Annotated in this window: 15 protein-coding genes; 11 read left to right on the plus strand and 4 right to left on the minus strand. The window is 50.9% G+C overall.

Annotation, left to right across the window (positions count from 1 at the left end; all coding sequences use genetic code 11):
• Entirely contained in the window at nt 1-3,144 is a 3,144-nt protein-coding gene (locus PREMU_RS01215; protein WP_040557930.1) for a SusC/RagA family TonB-linked outer membrane protein, read from the minus strand.
• A gap of 204 nt (nt 3,145-3,348) precedes the next feature.
• Here PREMU_RS01215 and PREMU_RS01220 point away from each other — a divergent pair, with 204 nt between their 5' ends.
• Together PREMU_RS01220 and PREMU_RS01225 are read left to right on the plus strand one after the other, a co-directional pair.
• Nucleotides 3,349-4,512, plus strand: coding sequence for an AraC family transcriptional regulator (locus PREMU_RS01220; RefSeq protein WP_007572502.1), 1,164 nt, complete (start codon nt 3,349-3,351; stop codon nt 4,510-4,512).
• A 4-nt stretch (nt 4,513-4,516) separates the two neighbouring features.
• On the plus strand, nt 4,517-6,352 hold the full coding sequence (locus PREMU_RS01225; protein ID WP_007572503.1) for a MutS-related protein: 1,836 nt from the start codon (nt 4,517-4,519) through the stop codon (nt 6,350-6,352).
• 105 nt (nt 6,353-6,457) lie between these two features.
• Here PREMU_RS01225 and PREMU_RS01230 read toward each other — a convergent pair whose 3' ends face one another.
• Complete coding sequence (locus PREMU_RS01230) at nt 6,458-6,853, minus strand: OsmC family protein (RefSeq protein WP_007572504.1); 396 nt, start codon at nt 6,851-6,853, stop codon at nt 6,458-6,460.
• A gap of 330 nt (nt 6,854-7,183) precedes the next feature.
• Here PREMU_RS01230 and PREMU_RS01235 point away from each other — a divergent pair, with 330 nt between their 5' ends.
• The 4 genes from PREMU_RS01235 to PREMU_RS01250 all read left to right on the plus strand — a co-directional run bounded on the left by PREMU_RS01235 (nt 7,184) and on the right by PREMU_RS01250 (nt 11,964).
• The gene (locus PREMU_RS01235) at nt 7,184-7,882 is read left to right on the plus strand and encodes an MIP/aquaporin family protein (protein WP_007572505.1); all 699 of its coding nucleotides are present in this window, start codon (nt 7,184-7,186) and stop codon (nt 7,880-7,882) included.
• 5 nt (nt 7,883-7,887) lie between these two features.
• A complete protein-coding gene (locus PREMU_RS01240) occupies nt 7,888-9,108 on the plus strand; it encodes a sugar MFS transporter (RefSeq protein ID WP_007572506.1) in 1,221 nt (406 codons plus the stop codon).
• A gap of 200 nt (nt 9,109-9,308) precedes the next feature.
• A complete protein-coding gene (locus PREMU_RS01245) occupies nt 9,309-10,319 on the plus strand; it encodes a class II fructose-bisphosphate aldolase (protein ID WP_007572507.1) in 1,011 nt (336 codons plus the stop codon).
• A gap of 103 nt (nt 10,320-10,422) precedes the next feature.
• On the plus strand, nt 10,423-11,964 hold the full coding sequence (locus PREMU_RS01250; protein WP_007572508.1) for a sialidase family protein: 1,542 nt from the start codon (nt 10,423-10,425) through the stop codon (nt 11,962-11,964).
• A 73-nt stretch (nt 11,965-12,037) separates the two neighbouring features.
• On the opposite strand, the gene PREMU_RS01255 is transcribed toward PREMU_RS01250, so the two are convergent.
• Both PREMU_RS01255 and PREMU_RS01260 read right to left on the minus strand, forming a co-directional pair.
• Nucleotides 12,038-13,090 carry a DUF4831 family protein gene (locus tag PREMU_RS01255; RefSeq protein ID WP_007572509.1) on the minus strand — a complete coding sequence of 351 codons (1,053 nt, stop codon included), beginning with the start codon at nt 13,088-13,090 and terminating at the stop codon, nt 12,038-12,040.
• 15 nt (nt 13,091-13,105) lie between these two features.
• Entirely contained in the window at nt 13,106-14,617 is a 1,512-nt protein-coding gene (locus PREMU_RS01260) for a bifunctional ADP-dependent NAD(P)H-hydrate dehydratase/NAD(P)H-hydrate epimerase (protein WP_007572510.1), read from the minus strand.
• 113 nt (nt 14,618-14,730) lie between these two features.
• On the opposite strand from PREMU_RS01260, the gene hpt reads away from it, so the two are divergent.
• The 5 genes from hpt to PREMU_RS01285 all read left to right on the plus strand — a co-directional run bounded on the left by hpt (nt 14,731) and on the right by PREMU_RS01285 (nt 19,139).
• Entirely contained in the window at nt 14,731-15,267 is a 537-nt protein-coding gene (gene hpt / locus PREMU_RS01265) for a hypoxanthine phosphoribosyltransferase (protein WP_007572512.1), read from the plus strand.
• Nucleotides 15,268-15,301: 34 nt separating this feature from the next.
• Nucleotides 15,302-15,874: an adenylate kinase gene (locus PREMU_RS01270; RefSeq protein WP_007572514.1), complete on the plus strand. Its 573-nt coding sequence runs from the start codon at nt 15,302-15,304 to the stop codon at nt 15,872-15,874.
• A 2-nt stretch (nt 15,875-15,876) separates the two neighbouring features.
• Complete coding sequence (obgE, locus tag PREMU_RS01275) at nt 15,877-17,031, plus strand: GTPase ObgE (RefSeq protein ID WP_007572519.1); 1,155 nt, start codon at nt 15,877-15,879, stop codon at nt 17,029-17,031.
• Between the two features lie 23 nt (nt 17,032-17,054).
• Nucleotides 17,055-17,882, plus strand: coding sequence for a peptidoglycan editing factor PgeF (gene pgeF / locus PREMU_RS01280; RefSeq protein WP_007572522.1), 828 nt, complete (start codon nt 17,055-17,057; stop codon nt 17,880-17,882).
• Between the two features lie 120 nt (nt 17,883-18,002).
• Nucleotides 18,003-19,139 carry a M23 family metallopeptidase gene (locus tag PREMU_RS01285; RefSeq protein WP_007572523.1) on the plus strand — a complete coding sequence of 379 codons (1,137 nt, stop codon included), beginning with the start codon at nt 18,003-18,005 and terminating at the stop codon, nt 19,137-19,139.
• Nucleotides 19,140-19,446: the final 307 nt, after the last annotated feature.

Below are 19,446 nucleotides of genomic sequence, written 5' to 3' on the forward strand. Positions count from 1 at the left end.
TCAAAACTTTACATTCACACCGATAAGATAAGTACGTGGTGAAGGATAGAAGCCAATGTCTATACCAGACACCCAACTCTGATAACCACCATAGCCTACCTCCGGATCCATACCCGAATAGCCGGTAATGGCAAAGAGGTTCTCTGCTGTGAAATAGAGGCGCAACTGGCTTACGGGCAGTGACCTGAAGAGATGCTTGAAATCGTAACCCACCGTGAGGTTCTGACAGCGCAGGTAGTCGCCGTTCTCCATATAAAGGTCGGAGATGTACTGCCAGTTGGGCGATGTGCCGGTCGTCAGACGCGGCAACCGGTTAGATGTTCCAGTGCCATGCCAGCGCCCGAAAATCTCAGACGTATAGTTCTGCCTTGCGAAATCGGCAAAGGAACGGTACGACTTCAAGACCTGTTGTCCGAAAGCACCGTGGAACGTCATGCTGAAATCAGCGCCATGCCATGAGGCGTTCACGCCAAATCCCATCGTCACATCGGGATGCGGGTCACCAATCATTCCCTCATCCTTGTCGTCTATGACTCCATCGTCGTTACGGTCTACCCAGATGACGTCTCCGGGCTTGGTATTGGCGAGTTTGGCGCCCTTATAATTGGCAATCTCTTCTTCCGTCTGGAAGACACCCGCTGTCCTGTAACCGTAGAAATAGCCGATAGGATAACCTACCTGTGCACGGTAGCACTCCGTTGTGCCATTGCTCAGCACATCATCATCGCCATGAATGATGCCCTCAGAATTGGCGATTCGCGTCACTTTGTTCTTATTGTACGACATATTCCAGTTGGCACCGTATCTGAAGTCACCAATGTGACCATTCCAACTGAGGGCGATCTCCACACCGGTGTTCTTCACGTCACCGCCATTAATATAAGGCGCGCCAGTGCCGTAGATATCAAGAATAGGAGCCTGTACAAGCCAGTTCTTTGTCTTCTTGACATAATAGTCAAACGTCAGTCCAAGCTGCTCATTGAAGAAGCGGGTATCGAAGCCGAGGTCAAGCTGTTCAGAGGTCTCCCAGGTCACGTTCTCATTGGCGAGGATATCAGGGTAGGCTCCTTTGGTCAAAACGGTCTTGTCTGGGCCGAAAGTATAGTCTGAACCGGAGAAAGCGATTGTCGAGAGATACTGGAAAGCAGGGATGTTCTGGTTACCGTTCTGCCCCCAGCTGGCACGCAGCTTAAAGTAATCCATCCATGAGCGCAGCGGCTTCATCCATGGCTCTTCTGTCATGATCCAGCCTACAGAGAACGATGGGAACCATCCCCAGCGATGACCACGGGCGAAGTTAGACGAACCATCAGCACGGAGCACTGCCGTTGCCATATAACGGTTGTCGTAGTCGTAGTTGACACGTCCGAAGAAAGAAATCAGACGGCTGTCACTGAAAGGCGCGCCATTGATGAGCGTGCGATTGGTTACAACAGGCGTGTTATCGATGTAAGCATGCTTGAAATCGCTGAAGATTGAGTTGATGTTCGTGGCACCGACACTCTCCCCCATTCCATCCTTCTCTATCGACTGGCCCAACAGTGCATCGATATTGTTCTTGCCAAGATGCACGATATAGTTCAAGGTGTTCTCCCAAAGGAACTGGTTACCCGAACTGGAGCCTTGCGAAACTTGACTCTCGTTGGAAAAGTTCTGTGTAGACAGTTTATAAACCGGCACAAAACTACGCCAGGACGATGCCGTCATCTGATAACCGAAATTAGTCTTGAACGTCAAACCTCTGACGGGCTGTATCTCTGCATAGACATCCGCCTGAAGCCAATGCGACTTCGACAGGTTTTGCCCACCGGTATAATCCATCAAACCGATAGGATTAGCCTCGCGTGTCTCCCAGGGTATGGCGTAATGGTAGTTGCCATCCGCATCCTCATTGGGCAGGAACGGACTGGTATGTAGCAGATTGCGAAGGTCATTGCTCCACATATCACCGATATTGATGCCCGACTGCTCACTGTAAGAATAGGTGATATTCTCACCCACCTTCAATACATTGAGGCTACCATTCTTAATAATGACGTGGTCTGAGTTCATCCTGGCATTATATCGTTTGTAGTCCGGCTCCACCGGCTTTCCGATGATACCTTTCTGCCCTGTGTACGACAAACCTATCGAATACTTCGAGAGGTCATTGCCACCCGTGATATTCAGACTGTGGTTGGTGACAGGCGCATTCTTTACACGTGCTTCATCCAACCAGTTAGTACCCTTCCATTCTCCACTCTTTATCTTATCCCAGTCGGGGACAAGCGATGCGTAATCATAGTCAGGCAGGCCATCCATATAGCGAGCCTCGCTCATGATGGCAGCATATTCCTGTGCATTGAGCAGATCAGGCTTCCTATAGATATTCTGCCATCCCATATAACCATCGTAGCTGACCTGCGCCTTTCCCGCATGTCCCTGCTTGGTAGTGACGAGAATCACGCCATTGGCAGCACGCGAGCCGTAGATAGCAGCCGAAGCAGCATCCTTCAACACATCGATGGCCTCAATGTCACCAGGGTTCAAAGCATTGATATCGCCTCCCGTCACACCGTCTATAATATAAAGAGGTGTAGCAGATCCTGTGGTACCCAAGCCGCGGATAGTCACCTTATAACCTTCGCCAGGCATGCCCGAGCTCTGCACGATATCAACGCCCGGCGACTGGCTCTCCATGGCACCTAAGACATTAATGGTGTTGAGACGTGCTATGTCGTCGCCCTTCACTTGAACTGTGGCACCGGTGATGAGTTTCTTCTTCTGCACGCCATAACCGATGACCTGCACTTCCTCCAACGACTGCGCGCTTGGTTTCATGCGAATAGATAGTGGAGCCGTGTTTACTACCCGCACCTCCTGACTATTATATCCCACATAACTCAAATGCAACTTGCAAGGCAAAGACACCTGAAGAGAGAAATGACCATCAATATCCGTCACAGCGCCCCGATGGCCGCCTTCAACCTCGACGCTCACACCGATGAGTGGTTGTCCGTCATCATCTCCCGTTACTGTTCCTTGAATAGTGCCGGTTGCCTGGGCTCGGACATTCATACTGACAGAGAGCAGAATGGCAGCAACCAATATCCAACAATGTCGTAGCAACAAAGCCCAATTGCTCATATCGTTCCTTTTAAGCATAATTGAAGGTTTTTGAGTGTTTTTATGTGGCAAAGGTAGGTAATCATTCCTTTATCGGTGTTCGCATTTCACGCAATATTATCTTCTTTTTACGCAGAATGAAGACTAAATTTGACCTAAATATAGACAAGAAGACTAAAAAGACAAGAAGGGATATCCATTTTTTAATACCTTTGTAAAAACAAGCTGATATAGAAGAAAGACATGGTCCGGCTAATTTTACTTTCCGACTTCTCGGAGTCTTATCCCTACCGTCTGCTCAAAGGTATTCTGAGCTATTCACGGGAGCAGACCCCTTGGGTCGTCTGTCGCATGCCTACTTCCTACCGGAAAGAGAAAGGACTGCAAAGCCTGCTGGAATGGGCACTGCGGTGGAAGGCAGATGCCATTATCGGACAGTTTGAGCCTCACGAGGACCTTTCACTATTTCAAAAATATGGCATCATTGCACTTGCACAAGATTATGAAGAGCGCTTCACGGGTATCGCCAATATCACTGGCAACTACCGCCAACAAGGAGCAGAAGCTGCCAAATTCTTTGTCAGCAAGGGATTCCAGCATTTTGCCTTCTATGGTTATTCACATTCCGTATGGAGCAGAGAGAGAAGAGAAGGGTTTGAAAGTAAGCTCCACGAGTTCGGTTATCGGCAAGTAGAGATCTATGAGCGTCAATCCTTGTCTAATCTTTGGTTCTATCAATCTACACCCTTACAAGAATGGCTGGAGAACCTGCCTCCAAAGACCGCGCTTCTGACATGCGATGACACGCGTGCAAGCGTCATCCTGGAAGTGTGCCGGCTCATCGGGAAGAAGATCCCCACTGACATTGCCGTACTCGGTGTCGACGACGATGAGCTCACGTGCTCCCTGTCGTTTCCTTCCCTGTCAAGCATCAATCTGGATGTGGAGCGGGGCGGATATAACGTGGCAGAATACATTAGCCGTCACCTACAAGATCCGAAGGAGCCTGTAAACGATATTGTTGTCTGCTCTACCGGTGTCATTGAACGGCAGTCGACCGACATTTTCAGTACAGAAAATAAATATATTCTTCGTGTACTGGAATATATTCATCAGCATTACAGTGAGGTGCTGACTGTTACCTCTCTTCTTCCTCTTGTTCCCATGTCCCGAAGACTCTTTGAAGAGACGTTCTTGAAAGAGACAAGACACTCCATACACCAATACATCATCGATCTAAGAATCAACCGGATGAAGCAACTGCTCATCTCCACCAACCGCTCCGTAAGTGACCTTGCCTTGGAGACAGGACTGTCGGATGCGCGCAACGTCGCAAGAATATTCCGCACGCGGCTTGGACTCACACCGCAACAATACCGTAATCAACACAGAAAGGAACAGAAATAAACGCATGAAGACCGGCGAACAGATAAAACAAGGATATCACGAACAGGCCGAAGCCATCGCTGCACAACTCGGACAGCTGCATGCCCGCAGCCGCGGTTTCGTCACAGGAGAGATCGCGTCTTTCCTCGGCTTCGTGGCCTTCATCGCATTCATCACCATCAGCGACACGGAGCTGCTGAAACTGGCTGAGGGCCTGCTCGCTGCGGCAATGGCCGTGCTTTACATCGTCATACGCAACAAAGACGTGAAGAACAGCGAGCGCATCACCGAAGCGGAACAACGGCAACAGGTCTACAAAAACGAAGTTGCGGCTCTCAGCGGCAACTTTTCCTCTTTCGATGACGGCGAACGGTATATTGATCCGCACCATCCTTTCACCTTTGATATGGACATCTTCGGCAAGGATAGTCTGTATCAGCGCATCAACCGCACGGTGACGACACGTGGAGCCGACAGACTCGCCGAGTGCCTCAGTCGGGTAGACATTCACAAAAACGCCAGAGAGATTGACGATTACCGCAACGCTATTAACACCCTCGCCGCAGAAGACGATACCGACTGGCGCATCCGTTTCATCTCCTCAGGCGTCAGCACAAAGATTGAGACCAATGCCATTCTCCTGTCTCTGCCCGAGCTGCAGCGGATAGTCATCCCGGGGATACTACACGGAAAAGGCATCAAAATCCTTGCGTGCATCCTCTCAGCAGGCGCCTTCGTGAGCATCATTGCCGCCGTCTACCGACTCGTCAGCCCCATGCTGCCGATAACGTGGATCCTCGTCAACTTCTTCCTTGTCGCCGGCATGGCAGGCAAATATCTGAATGCGATGCTCGCGGTGGGCAACCGTCTGCACAACGAGATGCAGCCGCTCATGCGGGTGGTAAGACTCATCACGGCAATGGACCGCGACGGTATCCGGAACATCGAGATACTGGCACGGGATGTAAATACACTCCGTGAAGCGGCCGATTCCTTTGAGATATTGACAGACATTGTCGAGACCCTGATTCTCCGCACAAACGATGCCTACAAATTCTTTGCCGATGCCTTCTGCCTGCGCGGTTTCTTTCTCGTGGAAAAGTTCAGCCATTGGCGTACCCTTGCCTCCGCCAATCTCACGCAATGGATCGAAGCCGTATCGGAAATGGACATGCTCGTCTCTATGGCTCAGATGCGGTACAATCATCCCGAAGCAGGAGCGGCAACGATCAAGAGCGAGGAAGAGGTAACAATTCTCTATGAAGCCAATGGGCTATGGCATCCGTTTCTCGGCACGAAAGCCGTGCGCAACGACTTCACGATCCGTGACGGCAACTTCTACATCATCACCGGAGCCAACATGGCAGGGAAGAGCACATTCCTGCGCGCCATCGGCGTGAACTATATCCTTGCCATGAACGGCATGCCGGTATTTGCAGAGCATCTGTGTGTCAGCTGCTTTAAGCTCTTCAGCAGTATGCGGACCTCCGACGACCTAAGCCATGGCGTCAGCTATTTCAATGCCGAGCTGAAACGTCTTGAACAGCTCCTCGACTACATCAAACAGCCCACGCTACTCATCCTCGACGAGATTCTCAAAGGCACCAACTCACTCGACAAGCTCAATGGCTCACGTCTATTCCTACATGCCATCGCCCACAAGCCCGTGGCCGGTCTCATTGCTACCCACGACTTGGAGCTCTCGAAGATGGAGCAGGAAAACACACGCTTCCACAATTGGTGCTTCGAGATTGCTCTCGAAACGAATGTAGCTTACCCCTACAAAATCACACAGGGCGTGGCCCGCAACCAGAACGCTACCTTCTTATTAGAAAAGATATTGAATGGCCAAAGGCCGTAGTGCAAACGAAGACCATTCGCAGAGTGTGGGTATCACGTTTGACCGCCCGAGTTGTAGATAGGACCCGTGACCATCACGGCACCGGATAAGGGCGTGCAGAAAGTACTACACATCATACAGAAAAGTGAACTTCTCATCGACGTTCAGTGAGTTGCCCACTGTGCAGCCATGTCTCGTAAACGCTTCCAAGCGCTTGCGCTGTGTCTCCGGAACATCCTTGTCAAAATGGAACTCAATAGAGATGGCGGTTACGCGGTCATGATTCTCGGAGAATTCAACTCCCATCAAGCCGGCATGCCAGCCTTTAGCATCAATGCCAGACTTAGCAGCTCCCATCGATGCTGTGGTAAGAGCACACGCCATTAGCGACTCCGCTAACAGCTCTACAGGCGTGACATATTCTCCTTTACCGCCATGGTTGGCAGGGGCATCGGTGTGAGTCAGCTCTTTGTCGTTCTTAATTTCCGTCCGGAAACCGCCAATGTTCTCAATTATAATCATAAGAGTAAGATTTATAGTTGGATTTAGTCCGCTACAAAGTTAATCATTCCTTCCTAATAAAACAACAAAAACAATAATAAAATAATCTCGCTGAAATCGCATGACCAGCCTTTGGTCACATGATGACCACGCCCTGGTCATCACATGACCACGCCTTGGTCACCATATGATCGCGCTTTAGTCATCATGCGATTAAGAAAATCTTGAAAAGTGAACCAGGAATGTTAAATTACGACCTCTACGTCTACTTTTTCATTTAATACAACACGAAATTAAATATTTTTCTGTAAGTTTGCCGTCAAATAAACTCAAATCCTAAATAACAGAATTATGAAGAAATATTTAGCAGAAATGGTTGGGACGATGGTTTTAGTCCTTATGGGTTGCGGTGCAGCCGTGTCATTAGGGTGCGATCCCGTCCACAATCAGGCAGCTGTAGTGGGTACAGCTCTTGCCTTTGGTCTCTCCGTGGTTGCCATGGCCTACACCATCGGCAGTATTTCCGGATGTCACATCAACCCTGCCATCACGCTCGGCGTGTATCTCAGCGGCCGCATGAGCGGTAAGGATGCCGGCATGTACATGCTCTTCCAAACCATCGGCGGTATCATTGGAGCTGCTATTCTCTATGCCATCACCACCTCAGCCGGCATTATCGGCACGGGAGCTAACGATCTTCAAGTCATTAATGACTCGGGCGTCACCGTAACGGTGCTGGGCGGTTTCCTTGCCGAATTATTCTTCACATGCGTCTTTGTACTGGTTGTCCTCGGTGCTACAGCTAAAACCAACGGTGCCACCAACAACTTTGCTGGCCTTGCCATTGGTTTGTCACTCGTGTTTGTCCACCTTGCATGCATCCGGTATACCGGTACATCAGTAAACCCCGCACGTAGTATCGGCCCCGCACTCTTCCAAGGAGGCTCGGCACTTACCAATCTCTGGATTTTCATCGTGGCACCACTGGCAGGCGGAGCTCTCGCTGCAGGAGTATGGAAAATCGTTGAGCCGGCAACTGACAAGAAGTAATAATAATGGAACGGCCAACACTCACCAATAAGCAGTACATCCTTCCATTCATCCTTGTCACTACCCTGTTCTTTCTGTGGGGATTTGCACGCGCCATTCTTGATGTACTCAACAAGCACTTCCAGAATGCACTCGACATCTCGATGTCGCAGTCAGCACTCATTCAAGTCACTACCTACCTTGGCTATTTCATCATGGCCATTCCTGCAGGATGGTTCATCAACCGTCATGGATACCGTACGGGAGTTATCTTCGGACTGACGCTTTTCGGCGTGGGTGCACTGCTTTTTATTCCCGGTGCCGAGGCGGGCACATTCTACGCCTACCTCGGTGCGCTTTTCATTATCGGATGCGGACTGGTCTTTTTGGAGACCTCTGCCAATCCTTACGTCACAGAACTGGGCAACCCCGTAACGGCTACAAGCCGTCTCAACTTCTCACAGTCATTCAACGGCTTAGGATCACTGTCGGCAACGTTTTTTGTCGGGCAGTTTCTTTTCAGCGGTCCCAACGTGAGCGGTAAGATCGTGTTACCCTATGCCATCCTTGGCATAGTGGTGCTTGTTATCGCCATCGTTTTCTCCCGTGTCAAACTACCAGAAATCAGTCATACAGAGACGACAGAAGACGCAGAGCATGGAACACGCATCGTCAAGCTCTTCCGTCACCATACTATGTTCGTCTTTGGGCTGTTCGCCCTTCTGGCCTATGAGATAGCGGAGATCAGCATCAACAGTTACTTCATCAATTTCGTTACCAGCAAAGGATGGATGAACGATAATGTAGCTTCCATCGTGCTCACCGCTGCACTTGCATTCTTCATGTTAGGCAGATTTGGGGGCAGTTGGATCATGCGGTCGGTCAGGGCAGAGCACATGCTGCTCTATTGCGCCTCGGGAAGTGTGATCTGCATCGGAATCGTGCTATGCGACGTAGGTAAAATCTCAATGATAGCACTGGTCTGCAACTACATTTTCGAGGCCATTATGTTCCCTACCATCTTTTCTCTCGCATTGCATGGATTGGGGAATCTGACCAAGAGTGCATCATCGTTACTGATGATGACTCCCATCGGAGGCTGTGGCTTTTTGCTCATGAGCCTCATTGCCGATTCAACAGGTATGATGTCGCTGCCCTTTGTCATCCCCTTCCTTTGCTATTTCATTGTACTACTCTTTGCCTCCGAACTCACACGAAAAAACAATGGCCCGATACTGCATCTGTAATTTTGCAAGGTAGATATAGCAAAAGTATCCATCAAATGACAAATCATAAGAGTTTATTGTTTTTTTAAAGTTCTACAACATAAAATAAACCTATGAGTGAATGGAAAAACAAATTTATGTGCTAAATTTGCGGATAGAAGAGCGAAGGGTGCTCTCCCATATGATTTATTAAAGGATTATCTTTATAAACATTTCGTAAAATGGTTAACTACAAAGATTTAGGTCTCGTCAATACACGCGAGATGTTCAAGCGCGCCGTATCAGGCGGTTATGCCATTCCGGCATTCAATTTCAACAACCTTGAGCAGCTGCAGGCCATCATCACAGCCAGCTCTACACTGAAAAGCCCTGTCATCCTGCAGGTTTCTAAGGGTGCACGTGCATATGCTAACCCCATCCTGCTCCGCTATATGGCACAGGGTGCTGTGGAGTTTGCAAAGAGCCTCGGCTGCCATCATCCCGAGATTGCGCTGCACCTCGACCACGGAGACACTTTCGAGCTGGTTAAGGACTGCGTTGACCTTGGTTTCTCAAGCGTCATGATCGACGGTTCCAGCAAGCCTTACGAGGAGAACATTGAGCTGACCCGTAAGTGCGTGGAGTATGCTCATAAGTACGATGTCACTGTCGAGGCTGAGCTCGGCGTGCTCGCAGGTGTTGAGGACGAGGTAGCCTCTGAGGAAAGCCACTATACAAAGCCTGAGGAAGTAATCGACTTCTCAAAGCGTTCGGGCTGCGACAGCCTCGCTATTTCTATCGGTACCAGCCACGGTGCCTACAAGTTCAAGCCCGAGCAGTGCACACGTGATCCGAAGACAGGCCGTCTCATTCCTCCTCCATTGGCTTTCAACGTGCTGCATGAGATCGAGAAGAAGCTCCCTGGCTTCCCCATCGTTCTGCACGGATCTTCTTCAGTCCCCCAGAAGTATGTCGACATCATCAACAAGTACGGCGGCAAGCTTCCCGACGCTGTCGGTATCCCCGAGGATCAGCTCCGCAAGGCTTCCAAGAGCGCTGTCTGCAAGATCAACATCGACTCCGACTCTCGCCTGGCTTACACAGCAGGTGTGCGTGAGACGCTGGCTAACCATCCTGAGTACTTCGATCCTCGTCAGTATGGCAAGGTGGCTCGCAACTACATGATTGAGATGTACGAGGAGAAGATCAAGGATGTCCTTGGTTCTGAGAACAAGCTCGCCAACTGCGATTAATACAATGTATGCCTGTCCTATCGGCAGGTAAACCCAAACAGAAGGGCCATTCTTTTTCCATCGGAAAGGAATGACCCTTTTTTCAAATAAACTGCCAGAATCTATGTTAAACAAGATCTTATTACTCTTCACCTGTCTCATCTCAGCCACAGTAACCCAAGCCGCTGATGTCACGGTCTTTCAAGGCTATCAAACCACCGGACAAGGCAACCGCAACTCCGTACTTCTGAAAATAAAAATGCCGAAAGATTCAGTTTTCATACGTACGATGAATGTCACCCTGAAAGGAAATACGCTCAAGAATATCGAAGGCATTAAGGTGTATCAATCCACTTTCAACGACTTCCCCGCGGATCCACACCCACAGTGCCTGGCAGCCATCAAACCTAAGGGTAACCGGCTGCAACTGAAACTGAAAGCGTCAAAGACCAACAAGCCGGCCTTTCTTTTTCTGACGGCTGACGTGTGCAAGAACGCTACGCAGGGCGACTCGCTTGATGCAAAGATCACCAGCATGGTGATCAACGGACATTTAACCCCTGTCGAGGGGGACCCTGCATACGCACAGAAAATATTTAAGACTCAGCACTTTTTGGGAGTTCCAGATACTTACGGAAGCCATTACTACCGCATACCTGCCATGGTAGTGGCACACGATGGAAGTATCGTCACGGCTTTCGACAAGCGCTTCAACAACTTAGGCGATGCGGGATCCCATCGCATTGACTTGGTCGTGAGGCGTTCCATCGACAACGGGTGCACCTGGACAGAGCCGCTCACCATAGCACAAGGCCAAGGACAAGGCACCTTCGACTTCGGATTCGGAGACCCGGCCCTGGTGGTGACAAAAAGCGGACGCATCATCTGTCTGTCATGTGCCGGCAACAAGAATTTCTGGGATGGACAAGCCGATGTGGCCATGATGTACAGTGACGACAATGGGAAAACATGGACCCAACCGGCCGACCTGGTCCATCAATTGCTTGACAACCAAGTCGACACAATGACTAATGCCCTGCGCCCCTACGGTTTTTTCGTTACCTCCGGACGTGGCATCTGCACCACCGACGGCACCGTTATGTTTGCCTGCAACTACAAGAATGCCAAAGGTGTGATACGCGAGTTCATCATGTATTCCAAGGACGAAGGAAAGCACTGGACGCTCGACGGCAACCTGGCTTATCTGCGAGCTGACGAATCGAAACTATTACAGATGAACGACGGGCGTATCATGGTCTCAGTAAGACAGAAAGGCGCACGAGGATTCAATATGACCAAGACAAAAGAGCTTGACTGGGGACAGCAATGGCGCAACGGCATGCTCTCCGGAGCTGCATGCAATGCCGACATCTTGTATTACTCGAGGGAGACAGAAGGCAAGGAAGACATCATCCTTCATACCATACCTCTGACCATTCCTTCTCTGCAACGCGCTAACCTTTGCCTCTTCGCCAGTAAGGATGCTGGGAAGACTTGGAAGAACATCTGTCAACTTCAGGCCGGAGCGGCTTCCTACTCCACCATGGACCGCCTGCCCGACGGAAGCCTCGCCATTTTTTATGAGGACGAAAGCAACGGAGTAGACAACTGGACAATGAACTATATTCTGATTGATTCGAAAAGTCTTCTGAAAATGTTCCAATAAGCCGGAGACAATAACAATAAGACACAGTAGGAGGCGGCCAAACGGCCGCCCCCTACTATTTTCTATATCTTCATTATTTCAGCCCCACAGCCTTGATACTTCTGACATTTCCCGTCATGGGATCGAACACAATTTGCGCTGTCTGCTTCTTGCTGAAAAGATCACCGCTGAGCGACTGAACGAAGCCAAACTGGGCTGCGCTCATTTCGTAGGTCCCAAGTGTCTTGCCATCAGCCGACAGTTCTGCCTTGATCTTAGACGGCAGGCTGGCACGCAGGCCGATGTCGTTTTTGTCCTCTTTCTTTTTCTCCTCCGGACTGACTGAAGGGTCGGTAGCTGTATGCTCATTCGTGACGGTTATATAATAAGGTGTGCCACTCAAGTCGTCACTGGCCACCAGTCCATAGTATTTGGAAAAACGGAAAAGGACGCTTCGTCCTTCTTTGACAGGCATGAAATCAATCTGCGTCCATGTCGTATCTTTCGCGGTAAGCCCGTCAAAGAGCTGAGTGAGCGCTTTCTCCTGACGATTCATATTTTCATACATCAGCTTAAGCTGAGCACCATCCTTGGGCAAATTATCAGCGTCACCGCGACTGAGCTGATTGCGGCTGTCGCGAATATCGTAGATTTCCTTAGCTGTAAGCTCCGCCATCTTTGCGGTAGAACCGGCGGCAAGGATATCCTCTGTCATGAAGTCGTTCGGCCGGAGCGGTGCCGGCTTAGGAGCAGCCTCAAATACCCGCACTGGCATCACAGGTTGGTCCGCGTCAACGTTAATGGCAAGCAATTGACCATCATGTGTGAGCGAGACCTTATCAATAGCATGTTTCTTATCAACAATAAGCTGATATTGCTTCGATGTATCCGGCACAGCGGTTTTGTCCATTTCAACGCCGATGATGCGGTAAGTCGTCAGAGCCTGCTGAGGGACTTTTTCTTTCATGAAACGCTCCGCATACTGGCAGAACTCACCCGGGGTGTACTGTGTCTTCTCCACTTTCACGGTGAACCGCATCCCGTTCTTCGGGAGCATATAGCTCGTCCCTTCTACACTCTGTGCAGACATTGATACGGCTACAAAAGGCAGTGCGGCTAAAAGGCCGCGAAGATGATGCCTGATCATATTACTATCACTTAGCTAACCAATTCTTAAAAAAGCTTTCGGGAGATATGAAATAATATCGCTTGCAACGAGGCTCTCCTTCCCTAAATCCTTCATGGCAAGGTCGCCGGCGAGACCATGGAGGTACATGCCTATCGTACAGGCGTCAGCCTGATTGTAGCCGCGCGCGAGCAGACCTGTGATGATACCAGTCAGCACGTCACCACTGCCTGCCGTCGCCATGCCGCTGTTACCCGTGGGGTTGAACAGCACCTGACCGTCGGGGAGACAAAGAGCAGAATAATGACCCTTTAATATAATGTATCCCTGGAGACGGGAGGCCAGCTGCCGGGCACGCATGAGCCGGTCGTAACAACTGGCGCTTGCGCTGCCCATCAGGCGGTCAAACTCTTTCGGATGGGGTGTAAGAATGATACCCTTCGGCAGTTGCTGAATCCAAGCCTGATGACTGGCGAGGATGTTGATGGCGTCAGCATCAGCGACCACCGGACACTTGGCACGGCTTATCTGAGCGATAAGCGCCACAGCGGTGTTCTCCGACTGACCCAAGCCCGGGCCGATACCTAAAGCATCGAAGTCGTCGCAGACTACACTGTCTGAGAACTCATAGTCGTCTTTGTCGAGCTGCAGGACAGCCTCCGGCACACTGATCTGCATGATGTCATAGTTGCGTGCCGGCGTATGAACAGTGAGTTTGCCCACTCCCGACCGCATGCAGGCACGCGAAGCGAGAATGGCGGCCCCTGACATACCATAGCTTCCAACTACAAGCAGCGCGTGACCCATCGTACCTTTGTTGGCAAAGTCGGGACGATGCTTCATGAGTGCACTGACCTCGTGCTCCTCCAAGATGCGGCTCTTCGCCTCCGTGTTCATGATATATTCAGGACTGAGGCGGATATCGAGTACACGTAACCGGCCGATATACTGCTGACAGTCAGGAAGAAGCATCGACAGTTTCTTCTGCTGAAGCGTCAGTGTGAGGTCGGCGCGAATGATGTTAGCATGTACGTTGTAAGTGTTATCCTCACACATCAGCCCTGACGGGAGGTCAATGCTGACGACCTTCGCCGGACTCTTGTTGATATACTTCACCAGAGACGCGAAGCCACCCATAAGCGCCTTATTCAATCCTGAGCCGAAGAGACCATCAATAACAACAGTATCCGGTGTCAGATCCGGTGGGTCAAAGTTAAGTGATATCTCCGTGAACTGCACCTTCCGCTGTTCGATGATCCGCTCACGGTTGGCTGCACAGTCGTCAGACAACATGTTGTGAATATTGAACAGATAAACCGACACCGTATAACCGGCATCGGCAAGGAGACGCGCCACGGCGAGGGCATCGCCGCCGTTGTTGCCTGGTCCGGCAAAGGCCACCATCGGCGTCTGGTCACTCCACTCCTCCATGATAGCGGCAGCGAGGACCTTCGCAGCACGCTCCATGAGGTCAATACTCCTCACGGGCTCGTGCTCTATCGTATATTGATCAAGCTCATGTATCTGAGCAGCAGTGAAAATCTTCATATCACTGCAAAAGTACTCAAAAGAATGGAGAATAAAGGAAAAATATCAGCTATTTTTCGTAATTTTGCATTATTAATTGGAATACTGCACAAAAGCAACAAAAGTATCGCATCATGAGTATCATTAAAGTCAAGGACAAGACGTTCAAGACGTTTATTCCCGAAGAAGAAATCCAGCGCCGCGTGAAAGCCGTGGCAGAGAAACTGAACAGAGACATGGCCGGCAAGAACCCGCTGTTCTTAGCTGTTCTCAACGGTTCGTTCATCTTCGCCGCCGACTTGATGCGGTATATCACCATTCCTTGCGAGATCTCGTTTGTCAAGCTCGCATCTTATCAGGGCACCACTTCGACCGGCAAAGTGAAAGAGGTCGTTGGCATCAACGAAGACCTCGCTGGCCGTACAGTAGTCATCGTGGAAGATATCGTCGACACGGGTCACACCATGAAGCACATGCTTGATAGTCTCAACACGCGGCATCCCGAATCGCTGCATATCTGTACACTGCTCGTCAAGCCGGACAAACTTGAGGTAGACCTCAACATCGAGTATCCCGCCATGGAGATCCCTAACGGCTTCATTGTCGGCTACGGCCTCGACTACGACCAACAAGGACGCAATCTTAGAGACATTTATACAATCGTTGAATAACCCTCAACGCTCAACATAATAAATAGACAAATAAATGAAAAATATCGTGATTTTCGGTGCTCCCGGTTCAGGCAAAGGCACACAGAGTGAGAAAATGATTCGGAAATACGGTTTCGGCCACATCTCCACAGGAGACGTGCTGCGCGACCAGATCAAGCGTGGCACAAAACTGGGCGAGACCGCCAAAGGCTATATCGACAATGGCCAGCTCATCCCCGACGACCTTATGGTAAGCATCCTCGCTGATGTCTACGACAGCTTCGGCAAGGACCACGAGGGTGTCATCTTCGACGGTTTTCCCCGCACCATCCCACAGGCAGAGGCTCTGAAAGAGATGCTCGCCAAGCGTGGTCACAAGGTCGCAGCCATGATCGAGCTCGACGTGCCCAAGGACGAGCTTACGAAGCGTCTGATTCTCCGCGGCAAGGAGAGCGGACGTTCCGATGACAACGAAGAGACGATCAAGAAGCGTCTCACCGTATACCACAACCAGACGGCTCCCCTCATCGACTGGTATGAGAAAGAGGGTATTCATCATCACATCAAAGGCCTCGGAGAGCTCGATAGAATTTTCGGCGACATCTGTGCCGTCATTGACGCTCTGTAAATATGGAATCCAACTTTGTAGACTACGTGCGCATTGTCTGCCGCTCCGGAAAAGGCGGCAGAGGGTCAGCGCACCTCAGACACGTGAAATACCAGCCTAACGGCGGACCGGACGGCGGTGACGGTGGCCACGGAGGAAGCATTATCCTGCGCGGCAACCATAACTATTGGACCCTGCTGCACCTGAAATATCAGAAGCATGTCTTCGCAGAGCACGGTGGCAATGGCGGTGCTGACAAATGTCATGGCACCGACGGCAAGGACGCGTATATCGACGTGCCATGCGGTACCGTGGTCTACAATGCTGAGACAGGCAAGTACATCTGCGACATCACCTGCGACGGTCAGGAGGAGGTACTGCTGCAAGGTGGTCGCGGTGGATTGGGCAACTTCCAGTTCCGCACTGCCACGCGCCAGACGCCTCGCTTCGCACAACCCGGTGAACCGGCACAGGAGATGACCGTTATCCTTGAGCTCAAGCTCCTGGCCGATGTTGGTCTTGTGGGCTTCCCCAATGCGGGTAAGTCGACACTGCTCTCAGCCCTCTCGAGCGCCAGGCCGAAGATAGCCAACTATCCGTTCACGACACTCGAGCCGTCACTTGGCATCGTGGGCTACCGTGACGGCAAATCGTTTGTCATGGCTGACATCCCCGGCATCATCGAGGGAGCCAGTGAGGGCAAAGGCCTCGGCCTGCGTTTCCTCCGCCATATCGAACGTAACTCGCTCCTGCTCTTTATGGTACCGGGCGAGAGCAACGACATCAAGCACGACTACGAGGTCCTGTTGGACGAACTGAAGAAGTTCAACCCCGACATGCTCGAGAAGCACCGTGTGCTCGCTGTGACGAAATGTGACTTACTCGATGATGAGCTCATCTCTATGTTGAAAGAGGAGCTCCCCGACGACCTCCCCGTTGTCTTCATCTCTGCTGTGACAGGCTATGGCCTTGACGAACTGAAAGATGTGCTGTGGCACGAGCTGAACAGCGAGAGCAACAAACTCGCTGAGATCACGGCTGAGGATATGCTCGTCCACCGCGACAAAGACATGGGCACCTTCCAGCAGGAAATACACGACGAGGATACCGATGAGGATGGTATCGAAGTAGTTGACGCAGAAGACCTCGACGAAGACTTCGATGACAATGACAATTAATGAGCTAATTAATGGGTTAATTAATGATGCGTGACCCCGAGTTACATTATTATAGTCTATCCGAAGATGTCATCGCTTTCTCCACCACACGACATGGTGGAGCAGGCAAAGGCAACTACGGTGAACTGAATATCAACCCTTATTGCGGTGACGACACCGCAGCCATCACTGCTAACCGCCAGACACTTTGTAAGACATTGAACATTGAGGACAGCCATTTGCTTCTGCCTCATCAAGTCCACGGCATCGACTGCCTTGAGGTTACTGAAGACCTGCTTCACACTTCTCCCGAAGAGCGTCAGCAGTTCCTTGAAGGCAAGGATGCACTGATGACCGACCGGCCTAATATCTGTATCGGCGTCTCCACAGCCGACTGTATTCCGGTACTGTTATACGACCCGCGGCACCATGCCGCAGCAGCCGTCCATGCCGGATGGCGGGGCACCGTGAACCGCATTGTCAAAGAGACGTTCCGCAAGATGCAGAAGTGCTACGGAATTCTCCAGGAAGACACCATCGCTGTCATCGGGCCGGGAATATCTCTCAAGAACTTCGAGGTGGGGCAAGAGGTCTATGATGCTTTTGCCTATAACGGTTTCGACATGAGCCGCATCGCATGCCGATTCCCCTGCAGGCAAGCCCCCAAAAAAGAGAAATGGCACATCAATTTGCCTTTGTGTAACCGACTGCAACTTGAAAGCATGGGCGTGTCCACAGCCCACATCATTGACAGCGGAATCTGTACTTATGCACAATGCGGCGATTACTTTTCCGCACGACGGTTGGGCATCAGGTCGGGAAGAATATTCACGGGAATAGAGATTCTTTCCACTGCCCCCTCTTTGAGGTAGGAGACCTGTCCGCTTCCTTTCCCGCGGGGGAGAGGTGATTTCACCTTCGGAGCAACATGGCTGTGCATAGCATTGCCGAAGACGACAGGCCACAACACTGCCAAGACAAAGAAAACATATATGAATAGAATATCAGCTGCAATACTTCCTCTATTATTGCTGGTGCTGGCAACAGCTGCGCCGGTCTACGCCCAACGAACGTCATTCACGCCCACTGAGCAGTCATCCATCAGTGTGCCCACTCCCGGGATTTTCTCACACAGCAATACCTTCAACATCGACTTCCGTATCCTCAAGGACGAAGAATATTCCTTCCCACTGCCAATAGGTAAAGCGGAAGTAAGGAACGGTCAGGCACTGGAGATAACCACCACAAAAGGCGATGCCGTGAAAGCCATGTTCAGTGGGACAGTGCGTCTGTCAAGACGGACACCACAATACGGCAACACCATTGTCATCCGCCACGACAACGGTCTGGAGACCGTCTACTCCAACAATGCGCAGAACCTTGTAGACGTGGGGCAACGCGTCAAGGCAGGACAGACCATCGCCATCGCCGGAAGCAGCAACGGTCATGTGTTCTGTCTCTTTGCTATCATGGCGAACGGCGGATGGATCAATCCCGAGACAGTCATTGACCCTCGCAGCCACCGCCTTCGCAGGCAAGTACTGCAATTCCGCAAAAACGGCAACCGCATCAACGTCTCCGTTGTCAATGCAGAGAAAGAACAGAGCATCTCACTCGATCCGGAGACAACTGACAAGTCCGACTTCGACAAGGGATCCCCACTAAAGTTAGACCTGGAAAAGATAGAAAAGCAGCACTGGTCTTACCCGCTCCCCGGGGCTTACGTCATCAGTCCTTACGGCAGCCGGGGCAGTCACAGACATTCAGGTGTGGACATCAAGACCAAAGCGAACGATGGAATATTGGCGGCATTCGACGGTGTCGTCACGCAGTCAGGTCCCTACTTCGGCTATGGCAACTACATCGTCATCCAGCACGCCTTCGGTTTCTCTACCTGTTACAGCCACCAGTCAAAGAACTTTGTGAAGACAGGTCAGAAAGTGAAGGCAGGTGAAGTCATCGGTCTGACAGGACAGACAGGACGTGCCACCTGTCCTCATCTTCATTTCGAAATCCGCTTCTGCGGCCACACCATCGACCCTTCCATCTTCTTCGATCACGCCAACCACACCCTCAGAGCCCGGGTGCTCACAGTAAGGAAAGGCGGAGGCATCAAACCGGCTAATTAATCCCATCACACAAGCAGGCAGCATCCATGAGATCCGCCCGTCCCCATATTGCAGGCAGAAGGCGAACCCACACGAAAGGCTTGCCTGCCTTTTCTATCCTAATATCCTGCCCGCCCAAAAAGGAAGGAGAGGTGAGACCAATCGAGGAGTTTGGCAATATAGATACTGCCAACGATACCTGCCAATACAGTGACTAATGAATGCAATGCTCCCGAAGGATCGAACTTGAACGGGAGGGAACAAGACAAGTATCATGTATGGCAGCTATATTGTATAAAGAGCAAAATTTTGAATCGTCTTGTTGACA

It is taken from the genome of Hallella multisaccharivorax DSM 17128, assembly GCF_000218235.1.
GTDB classification, from domain to species: Bacteria; Bacteroidota; Bacteroidia; order Bacteroidales; family Bacteroidaceae; genus Prevotella; species Prevotella multisaccharivorax.

Coding starts and splice junctions, on each gene's coding strand:
- PREMU_RS01215 (WP_040557930.1), bottom strand. CDS start 3,144: ATGCTTAAAAGGAACGATATGAGCAATTGGGCTTTGTTGCTACGACAT.
- PREMU_RS01220 (WP_007572502.1), top strand. CDS start 3,349: ATGGTCCGGCTAATTTTACTTTCCGACTTCTCGGAGTCTTATCCCTAC.
- PREMU_RS01225 (WP_007572503.1), top strand. CDS start 4,517: ATGAAGACCGGCGAACAGATAAAACAAGGATATCACGAACAGGCCGAA.
- PREMU_RS01230 (WP_007572504.1), bottom strand. CDS start 6,853: ATGATTATAATTGAGAACATTGGCGGTTTCCGGACGGAAATTAAGAAC.
- PREMU_RS01235 (WP_007572505.1), top strand. CDS start 7,184: ATGAAGAAATATTTAGCAGAAATGGTTGGGACGATGGTTTTAGTCCTT.
- PREMU_RS01240 (WP_007572506.1), top strand. CDS start 7,888: ATGGAACGGCCAACACTCACCAATAAGCAGTACATCCTTCCATTCATC.
- PREMU_RS01245 (WP_007572507.1), top strand. CDS start 9,309: ATGGTTAACTACAAAGATTTAGGTCTCGTCAATACACGCGAGATGTTC.
- PREMU_RS01250 (WP_007572508.1), top strand. CDS start 10,423: ATGTTAAACAAGATCTTATTACTCTTCACCTGTCTCATCTCAGCCACA.
- PREMU_RS01255 (WP_007572509.1), bottom strand. CDS start 13,090: ATGATCAGGCATCATCTTCGCGGCCTTTTAGCCGCACTGCCTTTTGTA.
- PREMU_RS01260 (WP_007572510.1), bottom strand. CDS start 14,617: ATGAAGATTTTCACTGCTGCTCAGATACATGAGCTTGATCAATATACG.
- hpt (WP_007572512.1), top strand. CDS start 14,731: ATGAGTATCATTAAAGTCAAGGACAAGACGTTCAAGACGTTTATTCCC.
- PREMU_RS01270 (WP_007572514.1), top strand. CDS start 15,302: ATGAAAAATATCGTGATTTTCGGTGCTCCCGGTTCAGGCAAAGGCACA.
- obgE (WP_007572519.1), top strand. CDS start 15,877: ATGGAATCCAACTTTGTAGACTACGTGCGCATTGTCTGCCGCTCCGGA.
- pgeF (WP_007572522.1), top strand. CDS start 17,055: ATGATGCGTGACCCCGAGTTACATTATTATAGTCTATCCGAAGATGTC.
- PREMU_RS01285 (WP_007572523.1), top strand. CDS start 18,003: ATGAATAGAATATCAGCTGCAATACTTCCTCTATTATTGCTGGTGCTG.